At 72.6% G+C, this 17,021-nt stretch carries 12 protein-coding genes; 7 read left to right on the top strand and 5 right to left on the bottom strand.

What is annotated here, in order from left to right; all coding sequences use genetic code 11:
- Positions 1-4 precede the first annotated feature (4 nt).
- Positions 5-1,093: an alpha/beta hydrolase gene (locus O7613_RS13490; RefSeq protein WP_282294184.1), complete on the top strand. Its 1,089-nt coding sequence runs from the start codon at positions 5-7 to the stop codon at positions 1,091-1,093.
- A 79-nt stretch (positions 1,094-1,172) separates the two neighbouring features.
- On the opposite strand, the gene O7613_RS13485 is transcribed toward O7613_RS13490, so the two are convergent.
- Positions 1,173-1,802: an XRE family transcriptional regulator gene (locus tag O7613_RS13485; RefSeq protein WP_282294531.1), complete on the bottom strand. Its 630-nt coding sequence runs from the start codon at positions 1,800-1,802 to the stop codon at positions 1,173-1,175.
- A gap of 140 nt (positions 1,803-1,942) precedes the next feature.
- Here O7613_RS13485 and O7613_RS13480 point away from each other — a divergent pair, with 140 nt between their 5' ends.
- Together O7613_RS13480 and O7613_RS13475 are read left to right on the top strand one after the other, a co-directional pair.
- Positions 1,943-2,779 carry a methyltransferase domain-containing protein gene (locus O7613_RS13480; protein ID WP_282294182.1) on the top strand — a complete coding sequence of 279 codons (837 nt, stop codon included), beginning with the start codon at positions 1,943-1,945 and terminating at the stop codon, positions 2,777-2,779.
- Positions 2,780-3,048: 269 nt separating this feature from the next.
- The gene (locus O7613_RS13475; RefSeq protein ID WP_281588186.1) at positions 3,049-3,783 is read left to right on the top strand and encodes an NAD(P)H-binding protein; all 735 of its coding nucleotides are present in this window, start codon (positions 3,049-3,051) and stop codon (positions 3,781-3,783) included.
- Positions 3,784-4,432: 649 nt separating this feature from the next.
- On the opposite strand, the gene O7613_RS13470 is transcribed toward O7613_RS13475, so the two are convergent.
- Positions 4,433-4,789 carry a nuclear transport factor 2 family protein gene (locus O7613_RS13470; protein ID WP_281588188.1) on the bottom strand — a complete coding sequence of 119 codons (357 nt, stop codon included), beginning with the start codon at positions 4,787-4,789 and terminating at the stop codon, positions 4,433-4,435.
- Between the two features lie 84 nt (positions 4,790-4,873).
- Positions 4,874-5,758 (bottom strand): RNA polymerase sigma-70 factor, encoded by an 885-nt coding sequence (locus O7613_RS13465; protein ID WP_282294181.1) that lies wholly within the window; start codon positions 5,756-5,758, stop codon positions 4,874-4,876.
- Between the two features lie 536 nt (positions 5,759-6,294).
- Between O7613_RS13465 and O7613_RS13460 the strand changes: the two genes are divergently transcribed.
- Complete coding sequence (locus O7613_RS13460; protein ID WP_282294180.1) at positions 6,295-7,761, top strand: endo-1,4-beta-xylanase; 1,467 nt, start codon at positions 6,295-6,297, stop codon at positions 7,759-7,761.
- 103 nt (positions 7,762-7,864) lie between these two features.
- Positions 7,865-8,638 carry a hypothetical protein gene (locus tag O7613_RS13455; RefSeq protein WP_282294178.1) on the top strand — a complete coding sequence of 258 codons (774 nt, stop codon included), beginning with the start codon at positions 7,865-7,867 and terminating at the stop codon, positions 8,636-8,638.
- A 59-nt stretch (positions 8,639-8,697) separates the two neighbouring features.
- Here O7613_RS13455 and O7613_RS13450 read toward each other — a convergent pair whose 3' ends face one another.
- Positions 8,698-12,924 (bottom strand): FG-GAP-like repeat-containing protein, encoded by a 4,227-nt coding sequence (locus O7613_RS13450; protein WP_282294177.1) that lies wholly within the window; start codon positions 12,922-12,924, stop codon positions 8,698-8,700.
- Between the two features lie 144 nt (positions 12,925-13,068).
- Here O7613_RS13450 and O7613_RS13445 point away from each other — a divergent pair, with 144 nt between their 5' ends.
- Entirely contained in the window at positions 13,069-14,259 is a 1,191-nt protein-coding gene (locus O7613_RS13445; protein ID WP_281588193.1) for a cellulose binding domain-containing protein, read from the top strand.
- A 23-nt stretch (positions 14,260-14,282) separates the two neighbouring features.
- Entirely contained in the window at positions 14,283-15,404 is a 1,122-nt protein-coding gene (locus O7613_RS13440) for a glycosyl hydrolase 53 family protein (RefSeq protein ID WP_282294176.1), read from the top strand.
- 55 nt (positions 15,405-15,459) lie between these two features.
- On the opposite strand, the gene O7613_RS13435 is transcribed toward O7613_RS13440, so the two are convergent.
- Positions 15,460-17,010, bottom strand: a complete 1,551-nt coding sequence (locus O7613_RS13435) for a cellulase family glycosylhydrolase (protein ID WP_282294175.1) — start codon at positions 17,008-17,010, stop codon at positions 15,460-15,462.
- Positions 17,011-17,021 lie beyond the last annotated feature (11 nt).

Below are 17,021 nucleotides of genomic sequence, written 5' to 3'. Positions count from 1 at the left end.
CCCGATGCCGCTCACCGTCGTCGTCGGCCCCGGCCTGGTGGCCGACACCGCGCTGCTGGCGTCGCTCGTCGCCGGCGCCTGCGCCGAACTGGACGTCACCGGCGAGGTCGTGACCGCCGCCTCGGCCGATGAGCTGCGGTCGCTGCTGGCCGCGTCGGACCGGCCGGTGGTGGTGCTGCCCGGTCCCACCCCGCCGGTCCGCGCGTTGATCGGCGCGCAGCCGCCGCACGCGGTCTGGTACGACCTCACCGTCGAGCCGCCGGTGCCCGGCGCGGCCCACCTGGCCGGTCGGGGACTGTGGGGCGTGGTGTGGGCGGTCCGGCACGCCGTGCACCGCTTCCGCGCGCCCGCCACCCGGGTCGCCTACGGGTCCCATCCGGAGCAGTGGGGTGACCTGCGGCTGCCGGTCCCGCACGACGCGCCCGCGCCGGTCGCGGTGCTGCTGCACGGCGGCTTCTGGCGGTCGGTCTGGGGCGCGGACCTGATGGACGCCCTCGCCGTCGACCTGGCCGACCGCGGTTACGCCTCCTGGAACGTGGAGTACCGCCGCCCGGACCGGCACGGCTGGGACGCCACCACGCAGGACGTCGAGGCCGGCCTCACCGCGCTGCGCGGCCTCGCCGCCGACCGGCCGCTGGACCTGGATCGGATCGTGGTCCTGGGCCACTCGGCCGGCGGGCAGCTCGCCCTGCGGGCCGCGGCGGACCTCGCCGGCCGCGCGGGCGGCCCACGTGTGGCCCTGGCGGTGTCGCTGGCCGGGGTGCTCGACCTCACCGAGGGCGAGCGGCGTTATCTCGGCGACGGAGCGATCGCCGCGGCCCTGGGCGGCTCCCCGGCGACGGCCCCCCGGCGGTACGCCGAGAGCGACCCGATGCTGCGGCTGCCGGCCGGCGTGCCCACCCTCCTGGTGCAGGGGACCGCGGACAGCCCCGACCTGGTCGACAGCAACCGCCGGTACGTCGCGGCGGCCCGCGACGCGGGCGACGACGTCCGCCATCTCGAACAGCCGGGGGACCACTTCGCCGTCATCGACAGCGGCGCGGACATCTGGCGGGACACGATGGCCGCCGTGGACGCCCACCTGGGTCGCTGACGCCGGGCCCGGTACCGAATCGCCCTTCGTGTTCACCTACGTGAAATCGGAGGGCGATTCGTGGTGCCCGGTGATGACCTCAGAACAGGCGGGGCGTGACCACCGAGACCACCGTGGTCACCGCGTCGGTGTCGTTGTACATCTGGTGCGGCACCGACGAGCGCAGGTGCACGCTGTCGCCCGGGCGCAGCCGGTGCTCCACGCCCTCCACCTCGTAGAGCAGCTCACCGGAGATGACGTAGGCGAACTCCTCCCCCCGGTGGCCGTACGCGTTCTCCCGCCGCCCGCCCGGCGCGATGTGCACGAGCATCGGCTCCAGCACCAGGTCCGGCCCCCGGTCGGAGAGCATGCGATAGGTCTGCTGCCCCGACACGTACTGCGTGGCAGACGTTTCCGCCCTGGTGAGCGTGAAATGCCGGGGGAGCGGGGAGACGTTGCTGTCCGACGCGCCGGTGCCGGCGTCGAAGAAGTCGGCCACCGACCGGTCCAGCGCCTTGGCGACGCTGCCGAGCGCGGTCAGACCGATCGAGGAGATCCCGCGCTCGACCTGGGACAGGAAACCGATCGACAGGCCGGCGCGGGAGGCGAGGCCGCGCAGGGTGAGCCCGCGCTCCTTGCGGTAGCGCCGGATCCGGGCCCCGACCACGCCGGCCGGGGTGCTCTCGTCCACGGCGCCACCGGCGCCGGCCGGCTGCGGCCGGGTGTCCATGGACCGCACGTGGACCTCCTGTCGCCGTGGCGGGGGAGCCCGCCCGAGATGTTCGATGCTATCGAACATGCCCGCGGGTGTGCGAGGGGTAGCCGGCCCGCAGTTCCCCTCGCCGCGGCGGTCGGCGCGAGAATGCGGTCATGAGTTCATCGCAGCCCGGCGTCGACCCCGGGCCGGACCCGACCGCGGATCACCGCTACCTGCTCGACAACGCCCGGGCGGAGGCGGGCGAACGGTTCACCTGGCTGGCCGAGCTGTTCGACGGCGTCACACGGGGGCACGTCGACCGGCTCGGCGCGCGGCCGGGCTGGCGCTGCTGGGAGATCGGCGCCGGCGGCCCCAGCATTCCCGAGGCGCTCGCCACGGCCGTCGGGCCGACCGGCCACGTGCTGGCCACCGACATCGACCCGGCCTGGTTGGACCCGCACGGCGGGTACGAGGTGCGCCGGCACGACGTCGTCGCGGACCCGCCGCCGCAGCCCGGCACGTTCGACCTGGTCCATGCGCGGCTCGTCCTCGTCCACGTGCCCGACCGGGCCCGCGCGTTGGCGACGATGGCGGCGGCGCTGCGGCCCGGCGGCTGGCTGCTGGTGGAGGACGCCGACACCGAGCTTCAGCCGTTGGCCTGCCTCGACGAGGTCGGCCCGGCCCAGCTACGTGCCAACCGGTTGCGGCGCGCGGTCCGGGAGCTGATGACCCGCCGGGGCGCCGACCTGCGCTTCGGCCGGACGCTGCCCCGGGCGTTGCGCGCGGCGGGCCTGGTCGACGTCGCGGCGGCCGGGTGCTTCCCGGTCGGCGGGGTGGCCTGCGACCGGCTGGAGGCCGCGACGGTGCGCATGGTCCGCGCCGACCTGCTCGCCGCCGGGCTGGCCGACGACGCCGAGATCGACGCGCACCTGGCCGCCGTCGACGCCGGGGCGCTCGACCTGACGCTCGCGCCACTGATCTCGGCGTGGGGACGCCGCCCACCGTCCTAGGGTGCGGGCCGGCGGACCGGGCGTCACCCGGACGCGCAGCGACGCCACGGTCTCGACGGTCTGCTCACGGACGCCGTCGGAGGGCTGCAGCTCCAGCGCGCGGACGACGTCGCGCTGCTGGGCGTCCGGATCGGGCACCCACCGGCTGGCGGCGAGTGATCCGGGACACCACCCGCGGTGAAGCCGTCACGATCGGCGGCGCTGTCCGGTCATTGCGGGTGTAGCCGGGCGAACGCCCGACGGTCCGACCGAGACACGAGGTGTGAGACATGAAGATCGCCGTACTGGGTGGCACCGGGCTCATCGGCTCGCAGGTCGTACGGATCCTGCGGGACGGGGGGCACGAGGCGGCGCCGCTGTCGCCGTCCAACGGGGTGGACCTGTTCACCGGTGACGGCCTCGACGCCGGGCTGAAGGGCGCCGACGTCGTGCTCAACCTGACGAACTCGCCCACCTTCGACGAGGCATCGGCCACGTTCTTCCGGAGGACCATGGACAACCTGCTCGCCGCCGCCGACCGCGAGGGCGTCGGGCACGCGGCGGTCCTCTCCATCGTCGGGGTCGACCAGGTGCCGGACCTTGCCTACTACCGCGCCAAGGTCCTGCAGGAGGACCTGCTCAAGGCCGGCCCGGTGCCGTACTCCATCGTCCGCGCCACCCAGTTCTTCGAGTTCGTCGACTCGATTCTGGCCATGACCACCGAGGGAGAGACGGTACGACTGCCCGGCACCCCGGTGCAGCCGATGGCCTCGGCCGACGTGGCGCGGGCGGTGGCCGAGGTCGCCGTGGGGCAGCCGCTGAACGGCGTCCGTAACGTGGCCGGCCCGGAGGTCTTCCCGCTCGACGAACTCGGCCGGATCACCCTGGCGGCCAAGGGCGACCCCCGTACCGTCGTCACCGACGGCGCCGCGGGCATGTTCGGCGCGGTGCCCGGTGACGTCCTGATCGCCCCGCGCGACGCCGTCCTGGCCACCACCACCTACCGGGACTGGCTGGCCCGCTAGGGCCGACGCCGCACGCCGGGGCAGGCCGTGCTCCGGCACGGACAACGCCTCCAGCGGGCCGGGCGCGGTCCTCCGGCGCGGGCCGCGCGTACACAGAACGCGCCCTCGGCCAACCAGGCGGAGGTCTCCCAGCCGGGTATACGCGCGTCCAACACCACGGGGTGGCCCGTGGTCGGCGGATGCCTGGCGGGGGCGGGATGCCCGGCAGCACAACCCTGCACGGCGAGCAGTCCGGCTACGACGATCGCGATGATGCGAGTGCGCATGTCTTAAGCATTCCGGCTAAATGTCCCCGCGGCGACCAACAGCCGCCGCGGGGACGAAGTTGTCACGTCAGCAGAAGCAGGCCATCAACGCGATCCAGACCGCGTACGCCGCCACCGCAGCCCGGCGGGTTTCCGGTCGAGCCGCCGGGCCACGGCGAGGATCCGGCGGCGACGGTGGAGCGCGCCGACGAACTGCGGGCGGCGCTGCTGCTGCTCGCCGGCTGACCGTCGGCCCGGGCCGGCCGGCCTCCGCCGCGGATCAACTGCGGCTGCTGGCGGCGTTCCTGGAGGTCGCCCCGACCGGGAGCCCGGCTGCGCTCGCCGAGCTGGCACGGGACCGATGACGTGGCCACGAGCCCGCGCGGGCACCGCCGGACCGGGGTTCAGGGACGGTGCCAGCCGCGCAGTTTCGCCGGGTTCACGACGACCCACAGGACCGCGGCGGCGTCCTCCGTCCGGCTGACGGCGATCACGGCCACGGCGGTGCCGGCCTGGCGAAGGGCCAGGCCGGCCCGCCCGTTGACGCTCTCGACCGTCACCTGCGTGCCGGGCAGGAGGGCGCGCAGCAGCCGGGCCACCTCGGCGGCGCCGTGCCGCGGGCCGGCCGGAGCCGGCACCCGGCCGCCGCCGTCGCACACCGCCACGGCGTCCGGATGGAGGGCGGCCCCGATCGCCGCGACGGCACCGTCGCGGCAGGCGGCGGCGAGCCGGCGTACGGCGTCGTCATGCGCGTCCGACATCGCCTGACGACGCGCCCGCCGCGCCCCCGCCGACGATCAGCATCGTCCGCATTCCGCGCGCCCCCAGTCCCCGGATCCGCACCGCTACGGCCTGGCGGGCGGCGCAGATGTGACAGCGGTCAGCTTGTCGGGATTCATCATCCACAGCAGCCGTTCGATGCCGGCCTCGGACGCGCTGACCGTGATCACGCCGAACGGCGTCCCGTCCCGGCACAGGACGGCGCCGGTCTGTCCGTTCGCGTCCGTCCACCGGACCTCCACGCCCGTCCAGAACCAGGACGACACCGTGACGACGAACCGCGCCACCCGATCCCCGCCGGAGATGACCTTGCGGGCGACCCGCCGCGCGCCGTTGCCGTCGGAGACGCTCGTCGCGTCGGCCGCAAACAGCCGTTCGAGCGCCGCCAGGTCACCGCTGCGGGCGGCCTCCAGGAAGGTCCCCAGCAGCTGCCGCTGGGCGGTCGGCGAAACCGGGATCCTCCGCTCCTCGGCGATATGCCGGCGGGCCCGGCTGACCAGCTGACGGACGGCCGGTTCGGTCGACTGCAGGATCTCGGCGATCTGCGGATAGGGATAGTCGAACGCCTCCCGCAGCACGTACGCGGCCCGCTCGTGCGGGGTGAGGCGCTCCATCAGCATCAGCACCGCGAGTTCCAGCGCCTCCCCGCGCTCGGCGCCCAGGAACGGGTCGGCGCTGGTGTCCACCGGCTCCGGCAGCCAGGGTCCGATGTACGTCTCCCGACGGACCCGCGCCGACTGCAACTCGTTGATGGCCAGCCGGGTCGCCGTCGTGGCCAGGAAGGCGCCCGGGTGCTCCACCACGCTGCGGTCGGTCGCCTGCCAGCGCAGCCAGACCTCCTGCACCAGATCCTCGGCCTCGCCGGCGCTGCCGAGCATCCGGTAGGCGATCCCGAACAGGCGCCGACGCACGCCCTGGAAGATCGACGCCGCCTCGTCCAGATCAGTCACCCGAACCCCCAAGGTCGCTCGGCTCAGGCTAGCGGGCTGTCACGATCCGGTGGCCTGTCAGGTCATGGGTGACGATACGGCCGACGCCCAGAGGCAGGGCAGACGATCCGGCACGGACGGCGCTCGGCCGGACCGACCCGGCGAACCGGACGGACGCGCGTTCCACGGCCAGTTCGCCGCCGACCTGTCTGCGTCGGAGGCCGCCGTGCTGGCCGCGACACAGCGACCGGCACGCGTGCGATGGTGTCGCGGGCCGGACCGGGCGAACCGCCTCGGCGGCGGTGGCGGGACCAGGCGGTCGTCGCACGATCGGGGACACCCGTCGCAGATCGAATTGATTCGATATAGCATCGCGACAGGGCAGCGTCACTCCGCCCGGGCGCACCACGTGGAGTGCTCGCCATCCACCGGACGGACCGGGTAGCCGGCCGGTGGCCACCGATTCGGGCGCGGCCGGCTGACGCCGGCTCGGCGTCCCCTGCGGCCTGCCGGTCCAGCGACAGCGGGCCGGACAGAACACCGAGGAGAAAGCACAGATGAACGACGTACCCGCTCGACCGAAACGCCGCACCAGGGCCGCCACCAGGCTGCTTCTGGGCGGAGCCTGCGCGCTGGCGATCACCGTGTCCTCGATGGCCGTGGCGACCTTCGCCAGCGCCGACCTCAGCGGACCGCCCGGGACCACGCTGAAGGCCGCCGCCGAACGCAGCGGCAGGTACTTCGGGGCCGCCATGGGGGGAGACCGGCTCAACGACTCGGGCTTCCTGACCATCGCGAACCGCGAGTTCGACATGATGACCGCCGTCAACGAGATGAAGCCCGACGCGACCGAGCCCAACCGGGGTCAGTTCGACTTCCGCGCCGGTGACGCGATCTACAACTGGGCCGTCCAGCACGGCATGCGGGTCCGTGGTCACACCCTGGCCTGGCACGCCCAGCAGCCGAGGTTCTGGGGCAGCCTCAGCGGCAGCGCCCTGCGGACCGCGATGATCGACCACATCAACGGGGTGATGGCCCACTACAAGGGCAAGCTGGCCTACTGGGACGTGGTGAACGAGGCGTTCGCCGAGAACGGCAGCCGGCGGTCGTCGAACCTGCAGTCCACCGGAAACGACTGGATCGAGGTGGCGTTCCGGACCGCGCGCGCCGCCGACCCGAGCGTGAAGCTCTGCTACAACGACTACAACATCGAGAACTGGTCGTACGGCAAGACGCAGGGCGTCTACAACATGATCAAGGACTTCAAGGCCCGTGGCGTCCCGATCGACTGCGTCGGACTCCAGACCCACTTCACCGGCGGCAGCTCGTTGCCGGGCAACTTCCAGCAGACGCTGTCGAGCTTCGCCGCCCTCGACGTGGACGTGGCCTTGACCGAGGCCGACGTCACCAACGCCTCGACCAGCCAGTACCAGGGCATGGCCCAGGCCTGCGCGAGCGTCCCCCGCTGCGTCGGCATCACCACATGGGGCATCCGGGACAGCGACTCGTGGCGCGGCAACGAGAACCCGCTGCTGTTCGACCGCAACAGCAACCCCAAGGCGGCGTACACGGCGGTCCTCAACGCGCTCAACGCCGCCTCCACCACCGTGCCCGGCACGAGCACCCCGCCGACCACCACCCCGCCGACGAGCACGCCGCCGACCAGCACCCCACCCACGAGCACCCCGCCGACCAGCGCCCCGCCGACCAGTACGCCGCCGGGCGCCTGCAGCGCGACGTACCGGATGGTCAACAGTTGGGGCGGCGGCTTCCAGGGCGAGGTCACCGTGGCCAACAACGGCTCCGCCACCCTCAACGGCTGGACCGTACGGCTGACGCTTGCCGGTGGGCAGACCCTTGCCAACATCTGGAACGGCATCAACACCGGCACCAGCGGGACGGTGAGCGTCCGCAACGCCGACTACAACGGGTCCCTCGGCGGGAACGCCTCGACCACCTTCGGCTTCCTGGTCAACGGCAGCAGCAACGCGGCGCCCGGCAACCTCTCCTGCACCAGCCCCTGACCGACGACAGGCACCAGCGCCCCGTGCCGGGACGCCTACCGGGCCCGGAGCCACCGGCTCCGGGCCCGGGTGCGCGACCGGCCGTCAACCCATGGAGGACGACATGCGTAGTTTCCTCGCGGTGCTCGGCGCCGCCCTGATCCTCGGCACCGCCGCCGGCAGCGTTCCGGCCGGCGCGTCCGGTGCCGTCCCGCGCCCGTGCCCCCGGGACGTGCTCTTCTGTGAGGACTTCGAGCGGCTGCCGCCCGGCGGGCCCAGCACGCTGAAGTGGGGCGTCGACACCCGCCACGGCACGCTCACCGTCGAGCGCGCCCGCCGCGGCAACCAGGTGCTGCACGTCCACACGGTCGACAACGGACGCGCCTTCCTGCGGGTCGACGACTTCGCCGCGCCGGGTAACCGCTTCTACGGCCGGATGCGCCTGCGCGTCGACGCCTTTCCCACCGCCCCGGACTGGGCGCACTTCACCCTCGTGGAGGCGACCGGCGCCGGCAGCGCGGAGGTCGTCCGCCCGATCGGCGGCCAGTACGCGCCCACCGTCCCCGGGACCTTCTGGGGGATCGGCGCCGACGGGGGCCCGACCGGCGACTGGACCAACTGGCGGGAGTCCGCCCCGGTCACCGAGGACACCTGGCAGTGCGTCGAGTGGAAGCTCGACGCGGCGGACAACCGCGTCGCGGTGTGGATCGACGGCGTGGCGAACCCGGAGCTGACCGCCTCCACGACCGAGCACGGCGGCGCCGACGTGCCCTTCGTCCTGCCGACCGTCGACACGGTGAAGATCGGCTGGCAGCTCTACCAGGGCGGCACGACGCCCGGCGCGTTCGACCTCTGGATCGACGACATCGCCCTCTCCAGCAGGCGGCTCGGCTGCTGAGCGGCCGGCGGGGCGGGCACGGATCGGCTCCGTGCCCGCCCCGCCGGCGACGTGGTCGGTCAGGAACAGCGGTTGGCGACGCAGAGCGGCGGGTCCGTGCCGTCCCCGGGGACCGGCGGGCTCGGGTCGCCCGGCAGCGGGGTCGGGTTACCGGCCGCGGGCCCGCCGGCCGCACCGTTGTTGAACCAGGCCCGAATGCCGCCCTGGTCGTCGAGGACCAGGTAGTCGGCCCGCCGGTCGCCGTTGATCTCGGCGAGTTCCACCCGGCTGCCCGGGTAGCCGGCCCCCGAGGCGACCTCGCCGCGCGACAGCCAGGCCGAGCCGGGCCCACCCCGGTTGTTGACCCAGGCGCGGACCTGCCCGTACGCGCCGATGACGAGGTAGTCGTCGCGGCGGTCGCCGTCGAGGTCGGCGAAGGTGACGGTGTCTCCGGCCGCGCCGACACCGGCGGCCACCTCACCCTGCGCCGTCCAGGCCACGGCGTTGCCAGTGCCGGTGTTCAGCCAGCCCTGGACCTGCCCGAGGTCGCCGAGGACCAGGTAGTCGTCGCGGCCGTCGCCGTTGAGGTCGGCGAACCGGACCCGGTCGCGGGGGCCGGCGCCGGCGGCGACCTGACCCGCTGACGTCCAGGCCACGCCGTCGCCGGTGCCCGTGTTGAGCCACAACCGGACCTGCCCCTGGTCGCCGACGAGCAGGTAGTCGTCGCGGCCGTCGCCGTTGAGGTCGGCGAACCGCACCTGCTCGCGCGGGCCGGCGCCGGCGGCGACCTCGTCCCGCCAGTCCCAGCCGACCCGGTCACCGTCGCGCACGTTGAGCCAGGCCCGCACCTGACCCTGCGCACCCACCGCGAGGTAGTCGTCGCGGCCGTCGCCGTTGAGGTCGGCCAGGCGTACCTGCTCCCGGCCGACGCCGCTGGTCGCGATCAGGCCCTGCCAGTCCCACGGGTCCGGGCGGCCGTACCTGTCGTTGAGCCAGGCTCGGACCTGCCCCTGCTCGCCGACGACGAGGTAGTCGTCGCGGCCGTCGCCGTTGACGTCGGCCAGGACGAGTTCGGCGCTCGTCGCGCCGACGCCGCCGGCGACGTCGCCCTGATAGATCCACGGCCGCGCGCCGCCGACGTCGTTCAACCAGCCACGGATCTGCGCCTGGTCGCTGACCGTCAGGTAGTCGTCGCGGCCGTCGCCGTCGAGGTCGGCGAACCGGACCCGGTCCCGGGTCGAGTTCACCCCGGAGGCGACCTCACCCTGGTAACTCCACCCCCAGCCGCCGGCGCCGTACGCGTTCAGCCAGGCCCGTACCTGGCCCTGATCACCGACCACGAGGTAGTCCGCGCGGCCGTCCACGTCGATGTCGGCGAAGCGCACCTGGTCGCGGGTGGCGCCGACCCCGGGGGCGACCGTGCCCGCGGCCGTCCAGGACACCGCGTCGCCGGCGCCGGTGTTGAGCCATGCCTGCACCTGGCCCTGGTCGCCGACGACCAGGTAGTCGTCGCGGCCGTCGCCGTCGAGGTCGGCGAACCGGACCTGCGTGCGCGGGCCGGCGCCGGCCGCGACCTCGCCCCGGTACTGCCAGCCGAAGCCGTCACCGCTACGTCGGTTGAGCCACAAGCGGACCTGGCCCTGGTCGCCGACGAGCAGGTAGTCGTCGCGGCCGTCGCCGTTGAGGTCGGCGAAGCGGACCTGCTCGCGGGGGCCGGTGCCGGCGGCGATCTCACCGACCCAGTTCCAACCGGGCGGGCGGGGCCCCTCGGGTAGGTTGCCGGGCGGGCTGCCGCACGGGGCGGAGTCGCCGGCGACCGGGGGCCGGATGAGGCCTTCGGCCAGGGCGTCGGTGACGGCCCGGCCGAACGCGTCCGCCATCTTGCGGTAGCCGGTGTTGTTCGGGTGCAACGAGTCGGTCAGGTCCGCGGTGGTCACCGCGTTCATGCTGACCAGCCGTACCGACAGTCCTTCGGCGCGCAGCTCGTCGACGATGCCGGGGATGCGGGCGTTGTACTGCTGGATCCGGGTGTTGGTCACGCTCGTCGACGACGGCACGAGCGTGGCCACCAGCACGGTGGTCTCCGGAGCCAGCCGGAGGATGTGCTCGATGAGCGCCTTGAGCCGCGCCGGCGCCGCGGCGAGGTCGTCGCCGTAGGCCATGTCGTTGGTGCCGATGTGCAGGGTGACCACGTTGGGCCGGTAGCGGCGCACCGTGCAGTCGCCGACGAGCTGGTCGATCTGGCTGATCCGCCATCTCGGGTGCCCCTCGTGGTCGGTGTCGGGCAGTTGCCCGGAGTCCACCGAACCGACGAAGTCCAGCGCGCCGGGTTTGGCCGCCAGTTGGTCCCACAGGCGGGCCCGGTAACCGGTCCCGGCCGGGGTGCCACCGACCCCGAAGGTGATGGAGTCACCGAGGGGGAGCACGCGCAGGTCCACGCCGCCCGGCGCCGGCGTCGGCACCGGCGGCGGCGCCGGCAACGGGCCGTCCGGATCCTCGGTCATCCCGAGGCTGTACCCGGTGTCGACAGTGGCGCCCGGCACGTTCTGCCGGGCGTAGGGGATGGCGTTCCACCAGGTGAAGGCACCTTCGTACCAGACCCGGTTGTCCCACTTGTAGGTCATGCCCGCCGGCACGCCGTGATAGAGGAACCGGCCCCTCGACCCGGCCGGCACCCCGTTGCGCGCGTCGCCGCCGGGCAGCGCGAAGCTGTGGTGACCGGGACCGTCGGCGTTGCGCAGGGCACGGGACCCGGACATCATGGTCGCCGCGTCCGAACCGAGCACGCAGCCGTTCGACTTGTACCAGTCCCACACGTACGTCGGGTCGCCGCCCTTGCGCAGCCGCAGGTCACCGAGGCAGTACTGCTCGCTCCACGAGCCGTTGGCCGAGTACACGATGTGCAACTGCCCGTTCGGGTCGACGATCGGCTCCGGCGCCTCGTTGACGAAGGGCTCGCCGACGACCCGTTCCCACGACTCGCGTGGCTGCGAGATCCGGTACCGCGGCCCGGTCACGGTGGTGGGGTTGCTCATCCGGGCGAGGTAGAGGTTCTGCTCGACGTTCGTGGTGCCCTCCCAGCCCGACCACACGAACCACAGTTGGTTGTCGAAGGTGAACGGTGCTCCGTCGATCGCCCACCTGTCGTCGGGCAGGCTCAGCTTCTGGTGGGCGCCGTAGCCGCTTGTGGGTGCGGACGAGCTGATGACGTACATCCGGTGGGCGGCGCCCGCCCCGGCGGAGAAGTAGATGTGGTAGCGGCCACCGACGGCGACGAGTTGCGGCGCCCACAGCTCGGCCAGGCCCGGGTTGCTCCAGATCTTGCGGGGCGGCACGTCGCCCAGCCCGGCCAGGCTCGGCGCCGACCTCGTGTAGAGGCCGTCGCCACCGGACTCCACCGAGTGATAGGTGTTGCCGACCCGGATCACGCTCGGGTCGGCGCCCCGGACGAACAGCCGCCCGGGGGTGGGCGGCGGCAGCATGTCCGGAAGCGGCCGACCTTCGACGTTCCAGCCGCGCATCTCCCAGGCGAGCTGCTCCTCCAGCTCGATCGCCAGCTCGGCGGCCTCCTCGGCCGCGACCGCGATCGGCGCGCCGAAGACCGCCTGGAGCGCGGGGACCTTGGTGAGGATCCACTGGCCGATGTTCTTCAGCGCGCCCGGCAGATAGTTCTTCGCGAAGCCGGACGCCCACTTCTCCCAGGCGAAGCCGACGACCAGACCGACGATCGTGCGGATGATGATGTCCACCCACGCCCCGCTGGTCGCCAGGTCGCCCGCGAAGGCGTGCGCGATCAGGCCGCTGACGAAACCGGTCACGGCCCCCTGCATCGGGGTGCAGATCAGCGGCACGGTCGCCGCGCCCACGCCGGAGGCCGTGAGCCATCCGATGCACAGCACCCGCAGCCCGTAGCCGGCGAGAGCGCCGAGCGTCAGCGCGACGAGCTGGCTCCACCACGACGACGACTGCACCTCCGTGGCCGGCACCGTGATCGTCATCCCGGCACCGTCCGGGGTCAGGGTCAGCGCGCCGTCGAAGTCCGGCACCGAGGAGATGTCCAGGGCGGCCACCCCACCTGGTGGATGGTCCCGCAGGTCCTTCTTGATCGACGCGCCGAGCCCGCCGTCCTGGCGGATCTCCGCCTGGATCTGCGGCACGACCTGACGGATGACCGCTGGGTCCAGCCCCATGTCCGACGCGGTGAGGGTGAGCGTGAGGTCGGTGGCGGCCCGTGCGGGCGCGACGCCGACGGCCACCACCAGCACCACGGAGAGCAGCATGGATATCACGAACCGAAGCTTCTGCACAGCGGTATCCAACTGCCTGGATGTTGTTCGGCCGTGTCGCCGCGATGAACAATTTCGCAGCGCTGCTCGACAATCGAGGCGCCGCGCTGACCGAGGCGTGAGACACGTTGGCGATCATCGATATATTGCCGGCATCGTCGAGGTATGACAGGCGTCTCCCCGTCCACACTGTTCCGCCGGCTGCGGCCGGGCCCGCTGGCCGCCGTCGTGCTGTCGACGGCGGTGCTCGCCACCGCCCTGAGCGTCGTGCCGGAGGCATCCGCCGGCACCGTGCCCTCCGCCGCGTACCCCGGGGTCGCCCCGGCGCCCGGCGGGGCCGCGGTGGCCGTCGCGGACCCGAGCGGAACCCCGCCGTCGACGCCGACCACGGCGCCCAGCACGCCGAACACGTCGCCGTTCCCGCCGACCGCGCCCACGGACCTGACCGCCAGCGAGGTACGGACCGGATCCGTCACCCTCACCTGGACGGCCGCCAAGCCCGGCTGTTGTCCCGTCGTCGGCTACGACATCACGTACTACCAGGCGTTCAGCGACGTCATCTACAGCGCCAGCGTCGGAAACGTCACCACCACCACGATCACCAACTACCTCTCGCCGGGCCGGCAGTTCTCGTTCCGGTTGGCCGCCCGGGACAGCCTGGGACACCGCTCGGCCACGTCGGACACGCTGACCGTGGTCACCCCGGTGACGGACACCGGCCCGGACACCACGCCGCCGAGCGCGCCGCAGAACCTGACCGTCGGCGAGGTGACCGCCTCGACCGGCACGCTGTCCTGGTCGCCGTCGACGGACGACGTCGGCGTGCTCGGATACAACGTCTACCGGTTCGACGGCTGGTTCACCTCCACGCTGATCGCCACCGTGCCGGGAACGACGTACACGGCGTCGCTGCCACCGTCGACGCCGCTGCGGACCCTGTACTACGTCCGGGCGCGGGACGCGGCGGGCAACGTGTCGATCGCGTCCAACACGGTCTCCCTGCCGACGACGTCCACCCCGCCGCCACCGCCCCCCGCGACCTGCCGGGTGACCTACCGGAACCAGTCCGAGTGGCGGGGCGGTTTCGTGGCCACGGTGACGGTCGAGAACACCGGGGCGGCGCCGATCGACGGCTGGATCGTCAGCTTCGGTTTCCCGGGCGACCAGCAGGTCACCTCCGCGTGGAACGCCACGGTCGGCCAGACCGGCGCCGCCGTCACCGCCCGGAACGTCGACTGGAACCGCGTGCTCGCGCCGGACGGCTCCGCGACCTTCGGCATCCAGGGGCGGTGGGGCGCCAGCGACGCGCCGCCGACCGCCTTCACGCTCAACGGCGCTCCCTGCGCCGTGGGCTGAGTCCGGTCCTGGAAGGAGTTCCGGTGCGCACACGCCACCCCCGGGCCCTGGTCGGGGCCGTCACGGCCGGCGTCCTCGCCGTCTGCGCCACGCTCGGCGGCACGCCCACGCCCGTCTCCGCCGCGAACACGCTCAGCATGCGGGGCGCCGACGTCTCCTCGTTGCAGCGCAGCCTGGATCTCGGTGCGAGATACTACGACGCCGGCGGCGTCGCCCGTGACCCGCTGGACATCCTGCGGTCCGTCGGCGTCAACTACGTGCGGCTGCGCGTCTGGAACAACCCGGTCAGCGGCTACAACAACAAGAGCAAGGTGTTGACCCAGGCGCGGGCGGCCCGGGCGAAGGGCCTGAAGGTGCTCATCGACTTCCACTACTCGGACACCTGGGCCGACCCCGGCAAGCAGTACAAGCCGGCCGCCTGGGCCGGGCACAACCTGAGCCAGCTGCGCGCCGACGTGTACAACTTCACCTACGACGTCTGCGCCAGCCTCAGCGGGCAGGGCACCCCGCCGGACAGCGTGCAGATCGGCAACGAGATCAACGTCGGGATGCTCTGGAACGAGGGCAAGGTCGTCAACAACGACTTCGCCCCGCTTGCCAGCCTGCTGAAGCAGGGCTACAACGCCACCAAGGCGTGCGGCGGCGGCATCCCGGTGATGATCCACACCGCCGACGCCGACAGCAACGCCAACGCCCGCTGGTTCTACGACGGCATCCGGGCCCAGGGCGTGCAGTGGGACATCACCGCGCTGTCGTACTACTGCATGTGGCACGGCACCCTGGCCAACCTCTACAACAACATCGTCGACCTGCGCGGTCGCTACGGCAGGCCGGTGGTGATCGTGGAGACCGCGTACCCCTTCACCCGGGCCAACGCGGACAGCGAGCCGAACGCCATCGGCGACGCGACCTGCGACGGCATCGGCGCGACCTGGTCCGGGCAGGCCCAGGAGTTCGACTGGGTCCAGAACACGGCCCGCAACGCCGGGGCGATCGGGGTCTTCTACTGGGAGCCGACCTGGTACGCCGTGCGGGGTAACGGCTGGGACCCGGCGAACATCAACGGCACCGGGAACCAGTGGGACAACATGGCCGTCTTCGACTGGTCCGGCCGGATCAACCCGAACGTGCGCTGGACGCCCTGACCGCCGGCGGGGTGTGGGTGCGGCGGTGCACCCACACCCCGCGGCTGAGGTTTCCCTACGGGGTCACGGTGAGCAGGTGGGCGCGGTAGCCCTCGCCGTAGCTCTTCGTCGGGGTGCCGTTGTAGTCCTCGATCAGCACGTTGCCGCCGCTGCAACCCCACGGGTTCCAGGTCCACGCGGTGTAGCCCAGCCGGTTGCGGTCCAGCCAGGTCATCAGCTTGTCGATGTAGTCGTGCGCGCAGGTGTCCTGGCCGATCTCACCGGCGTGCACCGGCACCTGCGCGGCCACCGCGCCGATCTGGCTGTCCCAGCAGGTCTCGGTGACGCAGGCGTTGAAGTTGTACGAGTGCCACGAGGCCACGATGTTGTCGCGCGGGTCGGTCGGCTTCCAGGTCAGCCACTGGCTCAGGTCGTTGGTCCAGGTCAGGCCGGGCACCAGCAGCACGTTCGTGGCGCCGGTGGCGCGTACCGCGTCGACCAGTTCCTGCATGCCGGCGACCGGGTAGGTGATACCGGTGCAGGCGCCGCCGTCGCGCAGGCACTTCCAGGCGGCGGTCATGTCCGACCAGTTGTTGGCGGCGTCCGGGTAGGGCTCGTTGAACAGGTCGAACAGGACCGCGTCGTTGCCCTTGAACGCGTTCGCCACCCCGGTCCAGAACTGCGGCGTGTACTGCCGGCTCGGCATCGGCTTCTGGCAGGTGGCGTTCACGTCGGAGCAGGCCGAGATATTGCCGGTGTACTGGCCGTGGGTCCAGTGCAGGTCGAGGATCGGGTTGATCCCGTTGGCGACGAGCAGCTTCACGTAGTCCTTGACCGCCTGCTGGTAGGTGGCGCCGCTGGGCGAGCCGGAGAGGCCCAGCCAGCAGTCCTCGTTGAGCGGGATCCGGACCGCGCGGATGTGCCACGCCTTCATCGCGTCGACGGACGCCTGGTCGACCGGGCCGCTGTCCCACATGCCCTTGCCCTGTACGCAGGCGAACTCACCGCTGGACCGGTTGACGCCGAGCAGGCGGTAGGTGGCGCCGCCCGCCGTCAGCAGCCGGTTGCCGGAGACGCGCAGGCTCGGCGCGACCCCGCCCGGCGGGGTGGTGGTCGGGGGCGTGGTCGTCGGGGGAGTGGTGGTCGGCGGCGTGGTCGTGGGCGGGGTGGTGGTCGGTGGGCCGGTGGGCGTCGTCGTCGGGGACGGGCTGACCGAGCCGGTGCAGGTCGTGCCGTTGAGCGCGAACGAGGTGGGTACGGGGTTGGCGCCGCTCCACGACCCGTTGAAGCCGATGGTGGTCGAACCGCCGGTGGCCAGGGAGCCGTTCCAGCTCAGGCTGGCCGCCGACACTCGCGCGCCGGACTGGGACCAGGTGGCGCTCCAGCCCTGGGTGACCCGCTGGGTGGCGGTGGGGAAGTCGAACGTCAGGGTCCAGCTCGTGACCGCGGAGCCGAGGTTGGTGATGGCGACGTTGCCGGTGAATCCGCCGGTCCACTGGCTCTGCACGGTGTACGCGACAGTGCATCCGGTGGTCGCGGCCGAGGCGGGCAGGGTGACCGCGACCACGCTGGCGGCCACCAGCGTGCCGGCTGCGGCCGATGCCAGCAGGGCATGACGACGTGTCATTGATGCTCTCC

It is taken from the genome of Micromonospora sp. WMMD975 (assembly GCF_029581215.1).
Taxonomy (GTDB): domain Bacteria; phylum Actinomycetota; class Actinomycetes; order Mycobacteriales; family Micromonosporaceae; genus Micromonospora.
Note: the sequence above shows the minus strand (reverse complement) of the source record. Positions and strands in the feature narration are given on the sequence as shown.

Bases quoted from the DNA above. Each gene is read 5' to 3' on its own strand.
- O7613_RS13490 (WP_282294184.1), top strand. From the start codon at position 5: ATGCCGCTCACCGTCGTCGTCGGCCCCGGCCTGGTGGCCGACACCGCG.
- O7613_RS13485 (WP_282294531.1), bottom strand. From the start codon at position 1,802: ATGGACACCCGGCCGCAGCCGGCCGGCGCCGGTGGCGCCGTGGACGAG.
- O7613_RS13480 (WP_282294182.1), top strand. From the start codon at position 1,943: ATGAGTTCATCGCAGCCCGGCGTCGACCCCGGGCCGGACCCGACCGCG.
- O7613_RS13475 (WP_281588186.1), top strand. From the start codon at position 3,049: ATGAAGATCGCCGTACTGGGTGGCACCGGGCTCATCGGCTCGCAGGTC.
- O7613_RS13470 (WP_281588188.1), bottom strand. From the start codon at position 4,789: ATGTCGGACGCGCATGACGACGCCGTACGCCGGCTCGCCGCCGCCTGC.
- O7613_RS13460 (WP_282294180.1), top strand. From the start codon at position 6,295: ATGAACGACGTACCCGCTCGACCGAAACGCCGCACCAGGGCCGCCACC.
- O7613_RS13455 (WP_282294178.1), top strand. From the start codon at position 7,865: ATGCGTAGTTTCCTCGCGGTGCTCGGCGCCGCCCTGATCCTCGGCACC.
- O7613_RS13445 (WP_281588193.1), top strand. From the start codon at position 13,069: ATGACAGGCGTCTCCCCGTCCACACTGTTCCGCCGGCTGCGGCCGGGC.
- O7613_RS13435 (WP_282294175.1), bottom strand. From the start codon at position 17,010: ATGACACGTCGTCATGCCCTGCTGGCATCGGCCGCAGCCGGCACGCTG.